This is a genomic window from Burkholderia seminalis (assembly GCF_001718535.1).
GTDB classification, from domain to species: domain Bacteria; phylum Pseudomonadota; class Gammaproteobacteria; order Burkholderiales; family Burkholderiaceae; genus Burkholderia; species Burkholderia seminalis.
This window is the reverse complement of sequence record NZ_CP013400.1, coordinates 1,900,475-1,921,606: the sequence shown is the minus strand read 5'-3', so window position 1 is coordinate 1,921,606 and position 21,132 is coordinate 1,900,475. Positions and strand designations below refer to the sequence as shown.

Annotated in this window: 13 protein-coding genes and 1 pseudogene; 9 read left to right on the top strand and 5 right to left on the bottom strand. The window is 65.9% G+C overall.

Annotated features, from left to right (window positions below):
* Positions 1-67: 67 nt before the first annotated feature.
* A complete protein-coding gene (locus WJ12_RS29195; RefSeq protein WP_034187986.1) occupies positions 68-1,066 on the top strand; it encodes a quinone oxidoreductase family protein in 999 nt (332 codons plus the stop codon).
* Positions 1,067-1,125: 59 nt separating this feature from the next.
* Here WJ12_RS29195 and WJ12_RS29190 read toward each other — a convergent pair whose 3' ends face one another.
* A complete protein-coding gene (locus WJ12_RS29190) occupies positions 1,126-2,640 on the bottom strand; it encodes an MDR family MFS transporter (RefSeq protein ID WP_059556694.1) in 1,515 nt (504 codons plus the stop codon).
* Between the two features lie 231 nt (positions 2,641-2,871).
* Between WJ12_RS29190 and WJ12_RS29185 the strand changes: the two genes are divergently transcribed.
* On the top strand, positions 2,872-4,431 hold the full coding sequence (locus WJ12_RS29185; RefSeq protein ID WP_059556693.1) for a methyl-accepting chemotaxis protein: 1,560 nt from the start codon (positions 2,872-2,874) through the stop codon (positions 4,429-4,431).
* A 72-nt stretch (positions 4,432-4,503) separates the two neighbouring features.
* Here the strand turns inward: WJ12_RS29185 and WJ12_RS29180 are convergent, their stop codons facing one another.
* The 4 genes from WJ12_RS29180 to WJ12_RS29170 all read right to left on the bottom strand — a co-directional run bounded on the left by WJ12_RS29180 (position 4,504) and on the right by WJ12_RS29170 (position 8,948).
* Positions 4,504-4,875 (bottom strand): hypothetical protein, encoded by a 372-nt coding sequence (locus tag WJ12_RS29180; RefSeq protein ID WP_226103996.1) that lies wholly within the window; start codon positions 4,873-4,875, stop codon positions 4,504-4,506.
* A 26-nt stretch (positions 4,876-4,901) separates the two neighbouring features.
* On the bottom strand, positions 4,902-6,116 hold the full coding sequence (locus WJ12_RS35495; RefSeq protein WP_197423855.1) for a DUF6402 family protein: 1,215 nt from the start codon (positions 6,114-6,116) through the stop codon (positions 4,902-4,904).
* A 191-nt stretch (positions 6,117-6,307) separates the two neighbouring features.
* Positions 6,308-7,975 carry an ATP-binding domain-containing protein gene (locus WJ12_RS29175; protein WP_059556692.1) on the bottom strand — a complete coding sequence of 556 codons (1,668 nt, stop codon included), beginning with the start codon at positions 7,973-7,975 and terminating at the stop codon, positions 6,308-6,310.
* A gap of 118 nt (positions 7,976-8,093) precedes the next feature.
* Complete coding sequence (locus tag WJ12_RS29170; protein ID WP_034187982.1) at positions 8,094-8,948, bottom strand: helix-turn-helix domain-containing protein; 855 nt, start codon at positions 8,946-8,948, stop codon at positions 8,094-8,096.
* 226 nt (positions 8,949-9,174) lie between these two features.
* On the opposite strand from WJ12_RS29170, the gene WJ12_RS29165 reads away from it, so the two are divergent.
* From WJ12_RS29165 to WJ12_RS29135, 7 genes and pseudogenes are all read left to right on the top strand, one after another.
* Entirely contained in the window at positions 9,175-10,509 is a 1,335-nt protein-coding gene (locus tag WJ12_RS29165; protein WP_059556691.1) for an NAD(P)/FAD-dependent oxidoreductase, read from the top strand.
* 60 nt (positions 10,510-10,569) lie between these two features.
* Positions 10,570-11,664 (top strand): potassium channel family protein, encoded by a 1,095-nt coding sequence (locus tag WJ12_RS29160; RefSeq protein ID WP_034187980.1) that lies wholly within the window; start codon positions 10,570-10,572, stop codon positions 11,662-11,664.
* Positions 11,665-12,089: 425 nt separating this feature from the next.
* Positions 12,090-12,458 (top strand): annotated as a pseudogene (locus tag WJ12_RS29155) (Rieske 2Fe-2S domain-containing protein); the annotation flags it as partial.
* A 536-nt stretch (positions 12,459-12,994) separates the two neighbouring features.
* A complete protein-coding gene (locus WJ12_RS29150) occupies positions 12,995-13,465 on the top strand; it encodes a hypothetical protein (protein WP_059556689.1) in 471 nt (156 codons plus the stop codon).
* A complete protein-coding gene (locus WJ12_RS36975) occupies positions 13,389-16,337 on the top strand; it encodes a bifunctional glycoside hydrolase/polysaccharide deacetylase family protein (RefSeq protein WP_404824224.1) in 2,949 nt (982 codons plus the stop codon). The genes WJ12_RS29150 and WJ12_RS36975 overlap by 77 nt, the downstream gene beginning before the upstream one ends.
* Positions 16,240-20,460, top strand: a complete 4,221-nt coding sequence (locus WJ12_RS29140; RefSeq protein ID WP_226104004.1) for a tetratricopeptide repeat protein — start codon at positions 16,240-16,242, stop codon at positions 20,458-20,460. The genes WJ12_RS36975 and WJ12_RS29140 overlap by 98 nt, the downstream gene beginning before the upstream one ends.
* A gap of 171 nt (positions 20,461-20,631) precedes the next feature.
* Positions 20,632-21,129, top strand: a complete 498-nt coding sequence (locus tag WJ12_RS29135; protein ID WP_080287820.1) for a penicillin-binding protein activator LpoB — start codon at positions 20,632-20,634, stop codon at positions 21,127-21,129.
* The last annotated feature ends 3 nt before the right edge of the window (positions 21,130-21,132 follow it).

The following is a 21,132-nucleotide window of genomic DNA, read 5'->3' as shown; positions in this document are numbered from 1 at the left end:
GCGTGAATTCCGCTCGATTATGCACGATGGGATGATCGCATCACATCATTCGAAAGCGAGGAACGTCATGACCCAGACTGCCCATGCCATCCGGATCGGGATCGACCGTTACGGCGACGCCGGCGTACTGCGCCGCGTCGATGCGCCCGTCGCGCCGCCCGGCGCCGGCGAAGTGCGGATTCGCCAGACCGCGATCGGCGTGAACTTCGTCGACATCTATTTCAGGACGGGTGCGCACGCATTGCCCGCGCTGCCGGACGCCCTCGGTGTCGAAGCGGCCGGTGTGATCGACGCGGTCGGGCCGGGCGTGACCGATCTCGTGCCCGGCCAGCGCGTCGCGTACGCGGGGATGCCGACCGGCAGCTATGCGAACCTGCGCACGATGCCGGCCGGCCGCGTACTGCCGATTCCCGACAACCTGAGCGACGCAGCCGCCGCTGCCGGACTGCTGAAGGGGATCACCGTCTACATGCTGATGCATCGCGTCCGCCAGGTCGGCGCCGGCGACACGGTGCTCGTGCATGCGGCGGCCGGCGGCGTCGGGCTGCTGGCGACGCAGTGGGCGCGCGCGCTCGGCGCGCGGGTGATCGGCACGGTCGGGTCGGCCGCGAAGGCCGCGCTCGTGCGCACGCACGGCGCCGACGCGGTGGTCGATTATCGCGAGGAGGATTTCGTCGCGGCGGCGCGTGCGTTCGGCGGTGGCGCGGGGGTCGATTACGCGATCGACGGAATCGGTGGCGACGTGCTGACGCGCACGCTCGGCGCGGTCCGTCCGTTCGGGATGGTCGCGAGCATCGGGCAGGTGGCCGCGATCGGCACGCGGCAGACGTTCGATCTCGACGAACTGGGCCCGGCCCGTTCGATCGCGCTCGCGCGGCCGAGCGTGCTCGGCTTCATCGCGCGCGACGTCGACGGATATCGGGACGCCGCGCGCGCGACGCTCGACCGGCTGGCCGGCGGCATGCATGTCGAGATCGGCGCGCGGCTGCCGCTCGAACAGGCGGCCGACGCGCACCGGCTGCTGGAGTCGCGCGCGACGACGGGCGGTGTTGTGCTGCTGCCATGACGGCGGTCGCGCGCCGATCGCGAGGCGGCCCGCCGGTCGCGTCGTGATTCGCCGAACGCTCAGTGGTGCTTGCGCAGCGGCGCATCCTCGACGAACCACGCGAGCACGAACGCGATCGCGATCACCGTCGCAGCCGACAGATACACGACATGCAGCGACCCGGCGAACGCGTGCAGATACGCATCGCGCACCGCGCCGGGCAACTGGTGCACGGCGGCCGGGCCGAGCGCGGGCGGCAACGCCGTGCCGGCCGGCAGCGCGTGCATCATCCGCGACTGCAGCCCGTGCGAGAACAGCGCGCCGAACGCGGCGACACCGAGCGAGCCGCCGATCGAGCGGAACAGCGTCGCGCCCGACGTCGCGACGCCCATGTGCCGGAATTCGACCGTGTTCTGCACGGCGAGCGTGAGCACGGGCATCACCATGCCGAGCCCGATCCCGAGCAGCGCCATGTACGCATACATCGTGTGCAGCGGCGTGTCGAGCGTGAGCGTCGCCAGCAGCGCCATCGCGACGCCGCCGATCAGCGTCCCCGCGATCGGGAACATCCGGTACGAACCGAGCCGCGAGATCAGCCGGCCGCTGACGATCGACGTCACGAGCATTCCGCCCATCATCGGCAGCAATTGCAGGCCGGCCTGCGACGGCGTCGAGCCTTTCACGACCTGCAGGTAGAGCGGGATGAACGTGACCGAGCCGAACAGCGCGACACCGACCACGAAGCCGATCAGGCTGACCAGCACGAAGGTGCGATGGCGAAACAGTTCGAGCGGCATGATCGGCTCGACCGCGAGGCGCTCTTCGTAGACGAAGCCGCCGATCGCGACGACGCCGAGCACGAGCGTCATCCACAGTTGCGGCGACGTCCACGGCAGCAGCGAGCCGCCTTCGCTCGTGAACAGGATCACGCAGGTGAGGGCGGTCGCGAGGAACGCGGCGCCCATGTAGTCGATCCGGTGCTTCACGTGCGCGGTGTGCGGCCGGAACGCCACGCCGATCACCGCGAGCGCGAGCAAGCCGAGCGGCAGGTTGATCGTGAAGATCCAGCGCCACGACAGGTGCTCGACCAGGAAGCCGCCGAGCAGCGGGCCGACGATCGTCGCGAGGCCGTAGACGCCGCCGAACATCCCCTGGTAACGCGCGCGGCGATCGGGCGGGACCAGATCGCCGATCGCGGCCATCGTGACGACCATCAGGCCGCCGCCGCCGAGTCCTTGCAGCGCGCGCAGCACGATCAGCTGCGTCATGTCCTGCGCGACGCCGCACAGCGCGGAGCCCGCGAGAAACAGCACGATCGCGGCCTGCAGCACGATCTTGCGGCCGTACAGGTCGCCGAGCTTGCCGTACAGCGGCAGCACGACGGTGGACGACAGCAGGTACGCGGTGACGACCCACGACAGCTGTTCGAGCCCGCCGAGCTCGCCGACGATCGTCGGCAGCGCGGTCGACACGATCGTCTGGTCGAGCGCGGACAGCAGCATGACCAGCAGCAGCGCGGCGACGATCAGGCCGGTCGGCGCGTCCCGGCGCGCCGTTTCGACGGCCGGAGGAGTGAGGAGGGTGTCGCTTGTCATCGATATGTCTGCCATGGCAGGGAATTGAATCGAAATATAGCCATGGATGATTGCCTAGTCAATTTCTGCCCAGCCTTGATATGTTGCAGGCGTAACAGGAGATTGCCGGCACGAAAAATTGACCGGGATCAGACGAGAAACGGGGGCGGACTCAAGTTTCTTGCAGGCAAACCGTAATACAGAGTGCCGCGGACCGATTGCCGCGGCACTTTTCACCGCTCACGTGCCGTCATGAACCTGAACGCCCTGTTTTCCCGTTTCTCGATCCGTACGCGGATCTTCTCCACGCTCGGCCTCGTTGCCCTGCTGCTCGTCGTGTCGGGGCTGATCGGCCTCGCCGGCATGCAGAGCTCGAACCGCGCGCTCGACGAGGCCTACACGCAGCAACTGGCTGCGAAGACCGCGCTGTCCGCGGCGAGCCTGAACCTGACGATCGTGCGCACGACGCTCGATCGCGCGCTGCTGCATCCGGAAGCGCCGGACGTGCCGGATCTCGTCAAGAAGGCCGAGAGCTATCTCGCGAAGGCCGACGCGGCCTGGCGCAACTACGCGGCGATGCCGCACGACGGCGACGAAGGCCCGCTTGCGAGCCGCCTCGACGCCGCGCGCCAGGCGCTGATCGGGCAGGCACTGAAGCCGCTGATCGATGCGATCCGCGAAGGCCGGCGCGACGAGGCCGACCGGCTGCTGATGTCGGTTGCGCCGCCGCTGTCGGTCGCGCTCACGCAGGCGACCGATGCGCTCGACGCATACCAGGTCGCGCGCGGCAAGGACGTGTACGACACCGCGCAGACCTATTACGGCTGGATGCGCATGGGCGCGATCGCGGGCATCGCGTTCGGCCTGGCCGCGTGCCTCGGCTGCGCGATCGGCCTGCATTTCGCGATCACGCAGCCGGTGAACCGGCTGCTGTCGCATTTCCGCCGCCTGTCGGAGGGCGACCTGACGTCGGAAGTGCGCTGGTCGTCGCACGACGAAATGGCCGAGCTGGTGAAGGGCGTGACGGGCATGCAGCGCAGCCTCGCGGATACGGTGCGCCAGGTCAGCCAGGGTTCCGAAGCGATCTCGACGGCGACGCACCAGATCGCGGCCGGCAACACCGACTTGTCGCAGCGCACCGAGGAGCAGGCATCGGCGCTGCAGGAGACGGCCGCGAGCATGGAGCAGCTGACGGCGACCGTGAAGCAGAACGCCGACCACGCGCTCGAGGCGCAGGCCTGCGCGGACAGTGCGAGCGAGATCGCGACGCGCGGCGCGACCGTGGTGGGCGAGGTGATCGGCACGATGAACGAGATCGACCAGAGCTCGCAGAAGGTTGCCGACATCATCGGCACGATCGAGGGCATCGCGTTCCAGACCAACATTCTTGCGCTGAATGCGGCGGTCGAAGCCGCGCGCGCCGGCGAGCAGGGCCGCGGTTTTGCGGTGGTCGCGGGCGAGGTGCGCACGCTCGCGCAGCGCTCGGCGTCCGCAGCGAAGGAAATCCGCACGCTGATCGGCGAATCGGTCGAACGCGTCGCGACCGGCTCGCGGCTCGTCGGCATGGCCGGCACGACGATGCAGGACATCCAGCAGGCGATCGGGCGCGTGACGGGCATCATGACGGAGATCGCGGCCGCATCGGGCGAGCAGCGCGACGGGATCGAGCAGGTGAACCGCGCGGTGTCGCAGATGGATCAGGTGTCGCAGCAGAACGCCGCGCTCGTCGAGCAGGCTGCGGCCGCCGCGGCGTCGCTCGAGGAGCAGGCCGACGGGTTGCGTCGCGCGGTGGGCGCGTTCCGGGTGGCTTGAGGGCCCGTCGAGAAGTGAAGCCCCGGTAACGGGGCTTTATTCTTTTATAAACCGCGATTTTCTGGCGTGCCTTTAAAACAGGGGCAATCTGGCGCGAAGCCAATCCCACCTGGATGGCGGAATCGTCAGATGTTTTTCGTAACGCGATTTGCCGGTCAAATCGATGTAGCGAACCAGGTTGCCCTCGTAATCCAGGGGCGGGTGGAAGACGTTTCCGTGATGCCAGTTGACGGAGAAATATCGTCGAGCGAGAAGCTCGCCGTCTTCGCTGAATACTCTTAGCTCTATATTGTCGTTCGCTGCGTCCTGGTCGTTTCCGCCGGTGCCGCACATCTTGAATCGGTACGGAACGCCATTCATGTTCTTTACGCCGCCGTCCAGTGTCTCCGGATGGTCGTAGAAATCGCATCGCCCGTAGGTGGGGCGACTGAAATGAATGATCAAGCCTGCGGCTATGTAAATGCTAAAGGCTAGGCCAATGTATCTGATGGCTCTATTCTGCATATTTCGCCAAGATTGAGATCGATTGGTTTTTTCAACTTCAAATAAACCGGGTTTGAATATATCACGAAGTCTCTGCCTCGGTGATGTTTCTCACGCCAGCGGCTGTAGTCTGCATTGTGGATTGGAAAGTAAACATCGGAATTTCTGAATTTTCCGATCCAACCCCTTCGCGTGTCTACAGGTTTGTTGATGTTTCTCGACCAAATGCCGATGTCGGAATCTCGTTTTGGAGAGCTTGATCCAGTGAGAATCGATTCGGGGGCAATGATGACTCCGTGCTTGTTCCAGTGCCCTAAGTATTGCTTTCCGTTGAATGAATAGTTGTCTTTCACATATGCATAGATGTGGGTGATTTTTCCGGCGACGTCAAGGCAGTAATAATTTCCCGATTTCTCGTATTTGAAATATTTTTCGCTTGAAATTTCAACTTTTCCGATGGCGACATAAATATTGAAGTTCGCCAGCGCTCCTGTGAGATCGGTTGGGGCGAGATTTTCCAGGGTGTCCCAGTTGCCTATTGGCGCCAGCTGAAATTGCCAATCGTTGTGAAATTTCTGTAAATTGGATGTAAATGGAGTGGTACTGAAGTCGGACGTTGGATTTCTTTCGAAAAAGAGTTTCTTGAGGAAGGATTTTGTGATGTCTGATGCCGTCCGGATGGATCGCTCGCTATAGATGTCGCTTGCCAGAAGTTTTTCGTATTTTCTTTTGACACTTCCGAATTTCAATGCCCAGTCGAGAGTAACGACATTGTCGTTCAGCGGCTGGGTTGATGTCGGGTCATCGTTGTAAATATGCGCATCACCCGCAAACCAGATTCGCGCAAGTTTGGCTGAAACCTTCCAGCCCAAATTGTCCATCGCGATTGGTACGTCCTGGAGATCGAAAAGCGGCGGGTTTTCGCAAGCTTCCGATTCCGCCTGTCTCGGCGATCCTTGGGTTGTTGGTTGATCGGCTTGCGGCGGCGGTTGGGGGGCCGCAGAGGGCTTGGGAGCAGTCGAGGGCCTGGAAATCGGCTTGGGAGGCGGTGGCGGCTTTTCCCCCGGTGCGAGCCGGTCGAGCGAGACACCCCTTTGGGTATCAAGCGGAATGCACCCTTGGGAACCCTTGTATTCCTTCAGCTCCGATCCGAACCACCCCTTTTTCGGCTTGTAGTAAGCCACCTTTTTTACGTCGGCCATGGACTATCCCGTTTGCAACGAATAGCCGGGCATCGTAAAAGCCGGCGGCAAGCGGATAAACCGTCAGCAGTGGCCGAAACAGGGCGAAACGCGGGGGGACAAGGGGGCGAAGCAGGAAGAAATGTGCCCGATTGTGTCGGCGACCGTCATGTCGGCGACCGTCCCCAAGCCGGGCGCGCCGTCCCGCCGCGTTATCCCGCCGCGAGTTGCGCGGCCGCGCGCGACGACGCGACGATCAGCAGCTTCATCGTCGCCCGCGTCGCGCCGACGAACAGCTTGCGCGCGGCACGCGCGTCGAGCGTGTCGAAGTCGACCTCGGTGAGGATCACGCACGGCGCCGACTGGCCCTTGAAGCGATAGATCGAATCGAGCAGCACGTCGCCTTCGCGATATTCGGGGTTGCCGAACAGGTCGTACTTGCCGGTGAAGCTCTTGATCCGGTGCGGGCCGAGCTGGTCGAGCGGCGCGAGCACCGAGCCTTCGCGGCCGCGATACGACAGTACCGCGATGTCCTGCTTGCGGAAGCCGAGCGACAGCGCCTGCGTGACCGCACGCTTGGTCGCGTCGATACAGGCTTCCGCCAATGCGTCGGCCGACGCGCCTGGTTCCCCGTATGCCGATACCGACGGATCCGAACCGTCGAACGGGCTGCCCGAGCGCAGCTCGGCCGCGAGCGGCTCGACGCGGCCGACGACGTCGCGCACGAATTCGAGCAGGTCGCGCGGGCTGCGGTAGTTCGTCAGCGCCTTCAGCGTGACCCAGCCGGGCAGTGCGACGGGCTCGCGCATGTACAGATTCTGCAGCGGATCCTCCAGCCACCACCATGCGCCGTCCGGCGCCAGCAAGCGCTCCAGTGCGGCCGCCCACGGCGCGTGGAAATCCTGTCCTTCGTCGACGACCAGCACGTCGAAGCGCCAGCGCTCGGGAATTGGCGCTTCCGCGAAACGCGCTTCGAGCCGCTCGAATTCGCCGGGCGCCTGGAAGTCGGGCGTATAACCGCTGTCGCGCGCGACCCAGTCGCACAGCTGGTGGTAGTTCGCGATCTTCGCGCCGGGCGGCGCGATGCGCGCGATGTAGTCGGCGAGCGGCCGGTTGAAGCACACGTACAGCACGCGCTTGCCGGCCGCGACGGCGTCGCGCATCGCCTGCACCGCGAGCTGCGTCTTGCCCGAGCCGGCCGTACCGGTGACGCGCAGCCGGAACGGCGCGAATTCGAGCTGGCGCGCCCACGCGGCGAGCCCGCCCGACAACCGCGTGACGAGCGTGCCGGCCTGCCCGACGAGCGCGCTCGTGTCGGGCGTGAGCGCGAGCTCGTCCGCGAGGAAATGGTGGAGTTTCGGCGCGTTCGGAAAGGGCTCGTCGTCCTCGGGCAGGATCTGCAGGATCACGTGCGCGAGCTGGGCCTTGCGCGATGCGTCGACGATACGGTCGGCCGGGACGCCCGCGATCGACGCGTCGCGGATCGAGTAGTCGGGGCAGTACAGCAGCGCCTCGACGCCGTAGACGCCCGCGCCGAGCGCGGCCGTCAGGCGCCGGTGCAGCGTCTCCTGCGTGCGCGCAAGCTGGATCGGGACATTGCGCTCTTTCTGCAGGTAGACCTTCACGAGCCCCTTGGGCGTTTCGCGCAGGAAGCCGGCCTTCTGCTCGATCAGCAGCACGCGGCCGGCCGGGCTCACGACGACGAACGCCGCTTCGCCGAATACCGAGAACGCCTGGTCGGCGCGCGTCCAGTGGACGCCGTGATACACGGTGTAGCTGTCGGGCAGCGCGTGTTCGAGCGCGGCGAGCGTTTCGCGCTCGCGTTCGGCCGCGCCGGTCGCGGCGAGGCTTTTCCAGTCGTCGGGGATGAGGCGGGCCATGGCGTGGGCGGCGGATGCCGGCGTGGGCGTGAACAGGTGCGGCTATTGTACTGATGAACCTGTTCATGCCCGCGGCGCCGCGCGTGCGTTGGCCGCTCGAAGGGCGGCCGGGCGGAGGTTATCCGCGCGCGAGCCGTTTCGCGAGATCGGCGCTGAGAATCGCCATGCGCGCGGGTTTTTCGTAGCAGACGACGTCGAACGCGCGGATCACTTCGCTGATGTCGGCCTCGCTCGCGCGGCCGGTGAGCAGGTCGCCCGTCAGCACGAAAATCGGCGCGCCCGGGTTGTCGGACGTGCGCACGGCCTTGATCGCGGTGGCGGCCGTGCTGTCGTCGAACAGCCATTCGGTCAGCACGGCGTCGAACGCCTGGCCCTGCAGCGCGTCGACGAACGGCGCGAGGCCGTCGAACGAGGCCGTCGAGAAACCCTGCCGTTCGAGGTAGCGGCATAGCTCGGTCGCGCTCACGCGGTCGGGGTCGATCACCGCGACGACAAGCTTGTCGCTCTCCGCGCGGCGCGGATAGATTTCGATCTTGTGCACGTCGTACGCGTTTTGATACAGCACGCCGGTGTGGCGCAGCACGCGCCAGCGGCCGTTCTGTTCGTACGCGACGAACTCGGGGCGCGCACCGGCCTCGAGCGGCGCGCCGATCCATGCGGTGCACGGAATCTCGGCGACGCCCGCATACAGGACGGCCTCCTGCGAATAGGCGCCGACCATGCCGGGGTCGAGCGTTTGCGCGCCGAACAGCTGCGCGGCGGGTTCGCCGTACGCTTCGGCGACTTTCTTGATCTGCGCGAGCGTCCAGGGGCTGCTGCCGCGCAGTTTGCGATGGCCTTGCGAGAAACTCAGGTCGAGGATGCGGCACAGCTCGGTGGTCTGCTGGCGCTTGCCGATGCCGTTGCGGGTCATCAGCTCGCGCACGCGCTCGGCAACCGCGAGGGAATCCGTGGTGATTGCTTCAGTGGTCATGCTACGGGAACGGATCGTGACGTTCAGAACGACGCCTTGCGGCAGTCTCGACGGACAGTCTTCATGACGTCCAATGGCGAGCCGACCGGCCACGCGCGGAAAAGATAACTTTACCGCAAAATGGTCGTCATTCAGTGTCGCGTAAGGTGCGTTTGTGTGAAAGGTGTGTCACGACGTTACCGCCGCGCCCCCTCATCTCGTATGGATTAACGCTTGACAGGAAGCAATGACGACAACCTATCCGCTGCACGATGCCCTGACCCGCGCCGAAACGGCGTTTCCGGCCGAAGCCGACGTGGTGATCGCCGGCGCCGGCATCATGGGCTGCGCCGCCGCGTATTACCTGAGCCTGCGCGGGTTGAAGGCCGTCGTGCTCGACAAGTCGCGCATCGCCGGGCAGCAGTCGACACGCGCCTGGGGCTTCGTGCGGCAGCAGGGCCGCGAGTCGGCCGAGGTGCCGCTGATGATGGCCGGCATGCGAATCTGGGAAGGGTTAGAGGAAACCCTCGGTTTCGATCTCGAATGGCGGCAGGGCGGCTGTCTTTATATTGCGGACAACGAAGCGGACTGGTCGTCGTTCAACGCGTGGCTCGCCATTGCGCGTGAGCACGGGCTCGACACGCGCACGCTCACCCGCGCGCAGATCGACGAACGCGTCAGCGGCCTTTCGCCGCAGGCGCGTACGCTCGGCGGGTTGTATACCGCGACCGACGGGCAGGCCGAGCCGCGTCGCGTGGCCGCCGCGTTCGCCGCGCGCGCCACCGAGGGCGGGGCGCGTTTCTTCGAAGGCTGCGGCGTGACGGCGATCGAGACGGCCGGCGGCGCGGTCGTCGGCGTCGCGACCGAGCGCGGCACGATCCGCACGCGGCGCGTGATCTGCGCGGCCGGCGCGACCAGCTTCCGGCTGCTCGACGGCGTCGGCATCCGGCTGCCGCAGCAGGCCGTTCGCGGCACCTGCATGCGCACCAACGTGGTGCCGCCGGTGTCGGCGGCGACGGTGTGGGGGCATGGCCTCGGCATCCGGCAGCGCAAGAACGGCGCGATCAACCTCGCCGACGACATGCAGGTCGACGTGGACCTGACGCTCGGCCATTTGCGCGGGTTGAGCCTGTTCTGGCCGGAGTTCTGGTCGCAGCGCGACAAATTCCGGTTGCACGTGAATGCGGCGGCGTGGCGCGATGGGCTTGCACGCATCAACGGCGCGGCCGGGCCGATCGAGCCGCGCGATCCGCAGCCGCAGCCGAACCGCGCGCATGCGCCGCGCGCGCTCGCGAAGCTCAAGGCGATCTTCCCCGCGTTGAAGGATGCGCAGATCGTCGAGGCGTGGGCCGGCCTGATCGACGTGCTGCCCGACGGCATCCCGGTGATCGACGCGCCGGGCACGCCCGCGGGGCTCGCGATCGCAACGGGGTTCTGCGGGCACGGTTTCGCGATGGGGCCGATCGTCGGCCGGCTGCTCGCCGAATGGATCGACACGGGCGCGCCGTCGCTCGACCTGTCGGCGTTTCGCGCGCAGCGCTTCGTCGACGGCACGATGGTGCGGCCGCGCAGCATGCTGTGACGGCCGGGTGCGCGCGTTCCCGTCGTAGAATCGAGCCCGCATCCTTCAGGAGAATCCCCGTTGGCAACGCCCTCCGACCAGCGCCGCTCGTTGCGCATGCGCCTGCGTCGCGCCCGCAACCCGTGGCAGGCGCCGCGTGCGCGCACGCTGTTCACGCGTCCCGCGACGTCGCCGCGGCGCACGCTGCTGTTCCGCATCGGCGCGGTCGCGCTGCTGTGCACGCTCGCGTTCGTCGTGCTGTACCTCGATCGCGACGGCTTGCGCGATTCGACCAAGAGCACGCCGATGACCGTCGCCGATCTCGTGTACTTCACGATGGTGACGGTGGCGACGGTCGGCTACGGCGACATCGTGCCCGTCACCGAGCGGGCGCGCCTGCTCGATGCGTTCTTCATCGTGCCGATCCGCATCGTCATCTGGTTCATTTTCCTGGGCACGGCCTATCAGTTCGTGATCCAGCGCGTCATCGAGGAATTCCGCATGAAACGCCTGCAAAAGCAACTGTCCGATCACATCGTCGTGTGCGGTTACGGCCTGTCGGGGTCGATCGCGGTGCGCGAGCTGCTGGAAAGCGGCGTCGATCCGGCGACGATCATCGTGATCGACTCGCAGCAGCAGGCGCTCGAGGCCGCGACGTCGCTCGGCGTGACGGGATTGCTCGGCGATCCCGCCCATGAGGATCTGCTGCAGCAGGCGCAGGTGCGCGCGGCGAAGGCCGTGATCATTTCGGTGACCGACGATCCGACCGCGATCCTGCTGACGCTGTCGGTGCGCAGCATCGCGCCCGATACGAAGATCGTCGTGCGGATCCAGGAGAACCTGTATCAGCGGCAACTGCGGCAGGCCGGCGCGGACGTGATCGTGTCGTCGACGAAGATCGGCGCGCTGCTGCTCGCGGACGCGGTGCACAGCCGCTACATCGTGCCGTTCGTCAACGACATGCTGTCGACGCGCGGGCGGGCGACGCTGATCGAGCGCGAGGCGCTGCCGCACGAGATCGGCTGCATGACGAACGTCGTGCCGGGCGCGATCGTGGTCGGGCTCGACCGCTGCGGGAAGATCCAGTCGTTCTACGAGGATCCGCCGTGCCGGATCGAGGCGGGCGATACGCTGGTGGTGATTCAGTCGGCGCGGATTCCGGATCCGGATGTTTGATGATTGATTGTCACTGTAAAGTCAATTAATTCAATGGGTTGTGGTTGTTTTTCAAGATGGCGTGTCGTTTTTGTCATTGTGTAGGCGTCGTGTAGGCATTCGGGAGTGATATCGGTCTACGTAGATCCTCGTGGAATCGATGCCTCCGAATCGGGTTCGACGGCCGTCAGTCCGAAGCAGCATGTTTTTCAACGATCTTGATAACTTGACCAATCCATTTACATCCGGGTTACGTCTCGATATCTGATGTGGTTAAAGCGATTGCCAACTGTATAGCCCCACCTCCCATGTAGGAGATGTTGGTACAGCCGTTGCACGATGCAAATCGATTCCCAATCGACGTTGGCAATGCTTCTGTCGCTGGCAAAGAGCTGTTGACGTGGTTAGAGCGGCACAAGATGCGAGATCTTTTGTCGCCGCCGCAGGTCACGCGCGCGCTGGGCCTGAACATGTCGCAGATGAACCTGCACTTCGACGGCTACCCCGGCGGGTGCGTGATGACCGTCGCGCTGGACGGAGACGTCAAGTACAAGCTGCTCCGGTGCGTGACGCCGGTGAGCGACGGCAAGAACGTCATGCACATGCTGATCTCGATCAAGAGGGTGGGCGGCGTCCTGCGCCGCGCGACCGACTACCTGCTGTTCGGGCTCCAGACCCGGCAGGCCTCGGGGTACGACGTCAAGATCTGGAACGGGATTAAGCGGGACGGCTGCGGCGCGTACGGCAAATACGACAAGCTCGTGCTCAAGTACCGCGCGTTCTGCCGGGGCTGGGCCGACCGCGTCGGCCGGTAGCGTTGCCGCGGTGATGCCGAGGGCCGCCAGCGGCATCGATATGCCCGATACGCGATGACGAGATGGCCAGATCGCGCCCGATCGGCGATTTTATCGATCGAAGCGAATGCGGGCGTGCTCGCGCGTAGGCACGCCCGCCGCATGTGCCGCGGCGTGGATAAATCGCGGTTAAAGGCAGGCTGTAAGGCAATCGAATTCGGTATTCAAAGCAATCGGTACCCATGATAGCGTGGCGCTGCAAACGTGTGCGGCCATGGTGCGCGTCACGCCTGTTGCGACGTATCGAGGGAGTCGAATGCCATACGCAGGTCATCTTGGGCCGGGATAATCCAGGAACTCCGCCGGTGATTTCGATCTCGGTATGTGGCTCCGGTTCGATTGGGCAACGGCATCATCCCATCTCGCCGCGAATGTCCGTCGAAATGCCTTCGTCGTCTTTACGATGTCGCATCAAAACATAAATTTATGTAAGAACATAAAATTTATCAATGGGCATGGTAATTTAAAAAAGAAGAACAAACGGGGAAATAATAAGTATGGCCAAGTCGGAAAAAGCATCCGGGTTGATGCTTGTCGCTAGTTTCATCGGCTCTTCGGCGATCAATGGCTGCAATGCGCTGCGCTTGCAGCCATTTGCGGTGCGGGTCTTGTGTGTGCTGGCAATCACGTGCTGTTTTTTCGTCGCCTATCGAGGCGAAGTGGTGCCGTCCGGGGCGAAGGCCGAGAGCACGGATTGCTTCGAATATTGCTCGGACATACACGGCATGGGCGCACTTCAAGCCGCCCTCGTACTGGCTGCCGACAAGGCCGCCGGTTTCAGAATCGCCACGCGCTTGCAGATGCCGCGTATCAGGGACGCGGGCCCTCGCAGGCATGGGCGTCGGCAAACGATGAGTGCGCAAACGACCTCCACTTCATCGTGGTTGCTGCATGCACGTGCTCCGATGGAGCGCGACGGCCGCGTGCAGATGGACGGACGTCTGTCGACTTTCGACACCATCCGCTAGGTCTTACCTGTGCTGTGCCGGGGCGGCGTGTGCCGGCATTGCTTTACGTCCGGAACGACACGAATTGAATCACCCACCCAGAGCAAGCGCGGCCTCCGTGCTCGCTGTCCGCGGCAGCGTGGCCGCGATCTTGTGCAGCGCGGCGCTTGCGTTCGTTTCGCTGCACGTCATGGCGGCCGATACCCCGGCAGTTCCATCCTCGTCGGGCGCGCTGCATGCGAACGTCGCGTTTTTCGACGGCGCGCAGCCGCCCGAGGCGTTGCTGCAAGCGTTCGACGCGGTGGTGCTCGATCCGGCCCGAGGCTTCGATCCGGCAACGCACCCGCTCGCGCACACCGTTTGGATCGCGCACGTACCGCATGACGCGTCGGGCTCGGCCCTTGGGCCGGCTGCGTTTGTCTCGCAGCGCATCGAGCCGCTGTGGGCGCGCGGTTATCGCGGCTTCCTGCTCGACACGCCGGAGGCGATCGCATCGAGTGAGGCAATTCATGCGGCCTATCCCGACGCGCGGCTGATCGTCGGCGGCCACGATGCGCTGCGTGCGGCGCAATCGCATGCGAATGTGCTTTACGCGGTACTCGGTCCGCCGCTGGTACGCGGTTTCGTGGACGGCGACGATATGGGTACGGTACGCGACGTCGCCGCTGCAGACCGTGCCGCACGCGTCGACGCGGCACGGATTTTCATGCGTGAGACGCACGTGCCGGTGTTGTCGATCGAGATCTGCGAGCGCACCGACCGTGCATGTGCACGCGCGACGGCCGCGCAGGTCGTCGCGACCGGCGTGACGCCGTACGTGACGGACGCCGGCCGTGACGTCGTCGGCATCGGTGCGATCGAAGTGCTGCCTCGCAAGGTGCTGATCGTGCAGAACCGCGACGCGGATACGCCGGTGGACGAAACGCGCGGCGTGCGCGACCTCGCGATGCCGCTCAACTATCTCGGCTACGACGTCGAATACGCGGATCTCGACGCGCCGCTGCCGGCCGATATCACCCCGGACCGTTACGCGGGCGTCGTCGCCTGGATCGAAGGCGCGGAGCCCGCCGACCCGGCGAGATGGCGGCGCTGGATCGATGCGCGCATCGCGGATCACGTGCCGGTCGCCTTCATGGGACAGTTCGGGTTCGACGCCGCGCAGGAAGAGGGCGCGGCACTCGATCTGCAGCCGGTACCCGGCCCGTTCACGGCGCCGCTCAGCGTCGTGACGCGCGATCCGATGATGCACTTCGAGATCGATCCGAGGCCGGATGCGCGCGATCTCGTCGGGATGCGGGTCGGCTCGCGCAGCCGCGTGCTTTTGCGGCTCGCGGCGGCCGGCACGAACATCGACGCGGCCGCGATCACGCCGTGGGGCGGCTATACGCTGAGTCCGTACACGGTCGTTTCGCTGAACGGCATCGGGCAGACGCGTTGGGCGATCCAGCCGATCTCGTTCGTGACCGACGCGCTGCGTCTCGTGCGGATGCCGTCGCCGAGCGTCACGACGGAGAACGGCCGCCGCCTGTTCATGACGCACGTCGACGGCGACGGCTATGCGTCGCGCGCGGAATTCCCCGGTGCCGATTATTCGGGAGACGCACTCTATCGACGTATCTTCACGCGCTACAAAGTGCCGATGACGTTGTCGGTCATCGAAGGCGAAGTGGGGCCGACAGGCCTGTATCCGAAACTGTCGCCGCGCCTCGAGGCGCTCGCGCGGCAGATGTTCGCGCTGCCGTGGGTGCAGATCGGTTCGCACACCTACTCGCATCCGTTCCAGATGGCCGACCTCGATGCGACGACGGGCGCACGCGTCGACCACCGGAACAACGTCGAGCGCGGCAACGGCGGCGATACGGCGTTCTCGCTGGATATCCCGGGCTACACGTTCGATCTCGACCGCGAGATCGCCGGCTCGATCGCCTACATCGACTCGCGTCTCGCGCCGCCGGGCAAGCGTACCGAAGTGTTGCAATGGCCGGGCGACTGCGAGCCGCCCGCGATCGCCGTGCGCAAGGCCTATGCGGCCGGCGTGCAGAACATCAACGGCGGCGACACGATCATCCGCAAGTCGGTGAACAGCTGGACCCATATCGCGCCGCTCGGCATCGACAAAGGGCCGGGCGCGTACCAGGTATACGCGCCGGACCAGGACGAGAACGTTTACACGAACGACTGGCAGGGACCGTTTTATGGTTTCACGCAGGTACTCGAAACCTACGACATGACGGAGCATCCGTATCGCTTCAAACCGATCGACGTGTACTACCACATGTACAGCGGCACGAAGATCGCGTCGCTGCGCGCGCTGGATCAGATCTACTCGACCGTGCTGACGCAGCCGGTGCTGCCCGTCTACATCACCGATTACACGCACAAGGTGCTGGACTGGCGCGATTTCGCGGTCGCGCGTGAAATGGCCGGCGGCGCATGGGTCGTGCGCGGCAACGGCGACGTGCGCGAGTTGCACTGGCCGCGCAACGACGTGCCGGACCTGCGTGCATCGCAGGGCGTGACAGGTTATGCGCCCGGCCCGGACGGCCTCTATATCCATATTGCCGACGGCGCCGCACGTGTCGTGTTCGAGCGCGCCACGGAGAGCGGACTGCGCGGCGGAGCGCAATCGCATGGCCCGGGCGGGACACCGTACATCGCGCAAGCGAACGGATTCGTCCGGCACTTCCACCGTACCGCCGGCGGGATGTCGTTCGAGTTCGGCGGCTACTACCAGCCGTTCGTCGAGCTTGCCGATGCGCAGCGCTGCCGTGTGCGCATCGCGGGCCGACCGATCGATGCACGGCACGACGGAACGGTTCTCCGTTTCGAAACGGCGGCCGACGTCCGTCTGCCGATGCGCTACCAGCCGGTCGAGATTGCGTGTGACCGGTAATCGCCCGCGTATCGCGCCGCCATGGCTCGTGCTGGTGCTGGCAGGCGTCGTGCTGCTGGCTGGCTATGCGGTTGCACCTCATGACGGGCTGCGTGAGCGGATGGCCGCGGTGGGCGGCCCGAGCGATCTGAGCGCGGCGTATCTCGAAGCATGGTTGAAAGTGCGGCCGCGCGACGAAGCGCTACTGGCGATGCTCGGTGAGCAATATGTGTCGCTGGGCCGGCTCGCGGATGCGGGGCGGGTCGTTCAACGGATGGACGAGGCGGCTTCCCCGCCCCTGCGGCAGGCCGCGATGAAGCTGCAGCTCGCGATCGCGCAGCAACGCACGAACGAGATGCAGGCCGACGATCCGCGCCGTTCCGTTGCGCTTGCCGCACTGCGCCGGCAGATTTCCGATGCTGCCGCGCTCGACTGGTCCGATCGCGATCTCGAATGGTTCGCGCAATCCGCGGCATCGGTCGGTGCCCCCGCGCTCGCGCTGCGGTTCTATGTGCGCCTCGCACGGCGCGACACCGCACATCGCGACAAGTGGGACGGATACGTGTCGCGCTACGCGTTGCAGATCGGCGACTACCAGGAGGCGGCAGACAGCTGGTTCCGGCGTCAGCAGAACGCGACGACGCTCGGCGCACAGCGTCGCTGCTTCATCGCCGGCATTCGTGTGCTGCAGGCCGGCAATCTGACCGCCGATGCAATCGCGGTTGCGCAGCGCCAGAACGACGCGTTCATCGACGATCAGCCGACGCTCGTCGCGTTGCTCGATCTCGCACGGGCGGCGCAGCGGCCGGACCTGATCGAGCGGTATGCGAAGGCGTTGGCGCGGCGCGCGGGGATCGGCGGGATTGCCTATCGGAGCAGGCGCGCGGAGCGCGTGCTCGCCATGCCGGCGGTTCACCGGTCGGGTTCGACGCAGCAGGCGTACGCCTATCTGGACGGTCCGATGGTCTGGGGTGGCGCACGTCGCGGTCGCGTCGCGCGGCAGCTCCGGGCAGGCCATGACGGCCATGGCCCGTTCATCGATGCGGCGCAAGCGCAAGTCACCGCACCGACGCAACCGCGGGCGCACATCGTGAAGGTCGCGCTGCAACGGCGCGACGCAATGATGCGCTTCGTCGACGCGACGCAGGTATCGAATCATGCGAGAGCCGTGCAACTTCGGTCGCCGCCGGCTGCCGACGGGGCGGACATTGCCGATCTTCTCTATCAGTCGTTCCTGGAGTCCGCCGATCCCGCCAATGCGGAGAAGGTCGCGCTCGCGCAGCTCGCCAAGGAACCGCATTCGGCGCTGTGGCGCAAGCGCCTTGCACAGGTGGCCGAATGGAATGGGGCGTCGCAGCTCGCGCTGAAGTCGTGGCTCGACTATGCGCGACAAACGGGCGACCCCGTCGGCTGGCGGAACGTTCGGCGCATCGCCCCGATGCTGGACGACGACGACGCCTACCTGGCCGCTTTGCTGTACGCGGCACGGGCGACGCCCGACGATCTCAAGCTCGTCGATTCCGTCACCGCAACGTATGAGCGTCTCGGGCGGCCGGACGACGCGATCGCGTTCCTCGACGGTCTGCCGCACGGCCGTGAAGCGAACGCGCTCGACGAACGCGCCGGTGCGCTCGCGGAACGTGCCGGCCACGATGACGAGGCACTCGCGATCTACCGTCGGTTGCAACGGCGCGAGCCGCGCAATCCGCGCTACGCGCTGCACACCGCCAATGTGCTGTATCGCGACGGTGACTACGCGGGCGCACTCGATGCAATGACGAATGCGAGCCGTTACGCGCAGGACGGCGAAGTGGCGTTCTGGCGCAACTACGGCGAACTCGCGCGCCTGCTGCAACGTGACGACGCGGCGCACGACGCGTATCGTCATCTGCTGGCGAGCGATGCGGCGACGCCCGACGATCTGGCCGACATGTCGTACTTCTACGATGCGTACCCGATCGACGCCGGCCGCATCTCGGTGCTGCACTACCGGCGCGACCATACCGTGCGCGCGCTGCAGCAGGCGGTTTACTACTACACCGCAGCCGGCGCGATGGAGCGCATCGACGCGCTGCTCGCGAGCCTCACGCCGCGGGAGCGCGAGGCAGCCGAGGCGTCGCCGGGTTTTCTCGGCGTACGTGCCGAGTACGAGCGGCAAGCGGGCCGTCCGCTCGATGCGTTGCACGATCTGCAGCGTGCGGTCGATCTGCCGGGCGCATCGGTGGATCTGAATGCGGCGCTATTGTGGACGCTGGTCGATTACGGCACGGATGCCGAGTTGCATGCGGCGCTCGTGCGCTGGCGCGACAAGGCTTCGGCTGACGCGCCGCTGTGGGGACCGTACGCCGCGGCCGAACTCCGTCTGAACCGGCCCGTCGATGCGCTCGAATATCTGCGCCGTCAGGCCGTGATGATGTCGCACGATCCGCTGTGGCTGATCACGTACGCCGATGCGCAGGAAATGGCGGGACGTCCGGATCTCGCGTGGTCGATTCGTCGCAAGGTGTGGCTGCAGATCGGCGCATTCGGCCGGAAAGAGGCCTGGCAGACGCCGCGGGAACGGGATGCACGGTCCTCGCCGCCGCGGCGGACGACGCAGGAGCGGCAAGCGTCGCAACCCATCCAACGCGGTGTTCCGGCACGTACGTCGCAGGACATCGAGACGCACCTGGAGCTGCGCAGCCGCGGCGTCGATCTGGCTGCGCAATATTCGAATGCCGACCACGCGGTCGCGCTGCTCGATGAACTGCTGAAGGACGGCTCGGCGACTGCCGATTTCATCAGCGAACGCCGTACCTTGCTCGGCGATGCACGCGGTCTTTCGCCGCTCGAATCGTCGGCGCGGGGCAGCACGAAATCGACACAGGACATGCTGGAAAAAGACCGCCGTGCGTACGCCGCGGTCGCGCAGGAGGTGGCGATTAGCTGGGCGCTGTCGCACGAGGCGAATCCGCTGGCGAAGCGGTGGCTCGCGTTGCAGGCGGCGAACCTGTTCGCGCGGCCGGCGTCCGCGCAATTGACCGTCGCGCTAGCCGACGGCGACATCGGGACGATGGAACGTCTGCTCGATCAGGGCGTGCACCTGCCGCGCTACGACCGTATCGATGCGGCCGAAGCCGTCGACCGGCCGGCGCAAGCACAAACGCTCGCGTTCGATGGCCTCGATGGTGCGCCCGACGACAGCGAAATGCATCGGCGTTTCGTCGAAACCGCGCTCGCGTGGCCGCAGTCGCTCGACGCGAGCATGACGACCTACGCCGAACGTCCGCTCGATTACAGCGAGCAGACGATCGCGGCAAGCCGCAAGATCGCCGGGCATTACCTGATCGGCATGACCGCCACGCTCGACCTCCAGCGATCGACGGACGCGTCGCAACTGGTCAACGTGCCGTCGGCGGACCGCTCGCTGGTGGTCCATGCCCGTCGACAGACGCGCGACGATGCGTTCACGGTGAGTGCGGGCCGCCGCGAAGGACTCGACACCTTCTATACGCTCGGACTCGGCGCGGAATTCGGACGCGACGGACCGCTGCGGTTCGGCATACGTGCGGGTCGCGATCAGGTCGCCGACGAGCTGCCGGCGTTGCGCATCGGCGGGATGAAGGACAACCTGATCGCCGATGGAAACTGGCAGGCGAACGAATGCGTGACGGTGTCCGGCAGTGTCGAGATGGACCGCTTCTACAGCCAGGCGCGCACCTATCTCGGTAGCGGCGTACTGTCGACCGCGCAGGTGAGCTACCGAATTCGTACGGCCTACCCGGACTATACGATCCGCGTCGTCGGCACACACGGCGCTTACGGTGCGGGGGGGCGGGCGGACACGCTGATTTCGTCGCTTCTGCCTGCCGCGAGCCGGTCGGCCTCCGCCGGAAACTTCATGCCGGCCACGTACACGCAATACGGATTGTTCGCGGGGTTCGGGACCGATCTGCGCGAACGGTACACGCATCGGTGGCGGCCGTTTCTCGAGGTCGGCGTCGTGCACGATTCGATTCAGGGCGGCGGAGCGGCCATCGATGCCGGCATGGCGGGCTCGGTGTTCGGCGGGGACCACGCCGCATTGTTCATCCAGCACCAGCGTGTATCACGCCTCGGTACGCCCGTGACGGTGGTCGGCGCGCAATACCGCTGGTTTTATTGATTCCGGTTTCCGTCGTCGCGCGGCGCGAACGGAACGACGCACACGATGATGCATACAACGAAGTGAGTAGGGAGTGGTTCGATGAACGAGATGAACGAAGCGGCTGTACGGTCCGGATGGTTGCGCTGCGCGGAGGCAGCCCGGCTCGTCCGTTGGGGCGCGGCGATCGCGATGTCGGCGGCGGTGCTCGCGGGCTGCGGCTCGATGCGCCAGACTGCGGCGCCGACGCTCGCGGCCAGCGATGCGGTGGCGATCGCGCCGATTGCGAACTTCACCGAAACGCCCGCGGCGGGCGGGAGCGCCGCGGCGCTCGCGGCGACCGTGTTGCGCGCGAACGGGCTGGCCGACGTGCGTCTCGCGCCGGCCGACGGAGACGGCAACGCGATGTTCGACACCGCGCAGCGCGACACGGGCGAGCGTCGGCTCGCGTGGGCGCGCGAGCATCACGTGAAGTACGTGCTGGCCGGCGCCGTCGAGGAGTGGCGCTACAAGGTGGGCGTCGACGGCGAGCCGGTCGCCGGCCTGACCTTCGAACTCGTCGACGTCGAGTCGGGCCGGGTCGTCTGGAGCGCCGCGGGTACGCGCAGCGGCTGGAGCCGTTCGAGCCTGTCGAGCGTCGCGAATGCGCTGGTCGGCCGCCTGCTCGCGCCGTTGCGTCCGCGCTCGTGATGC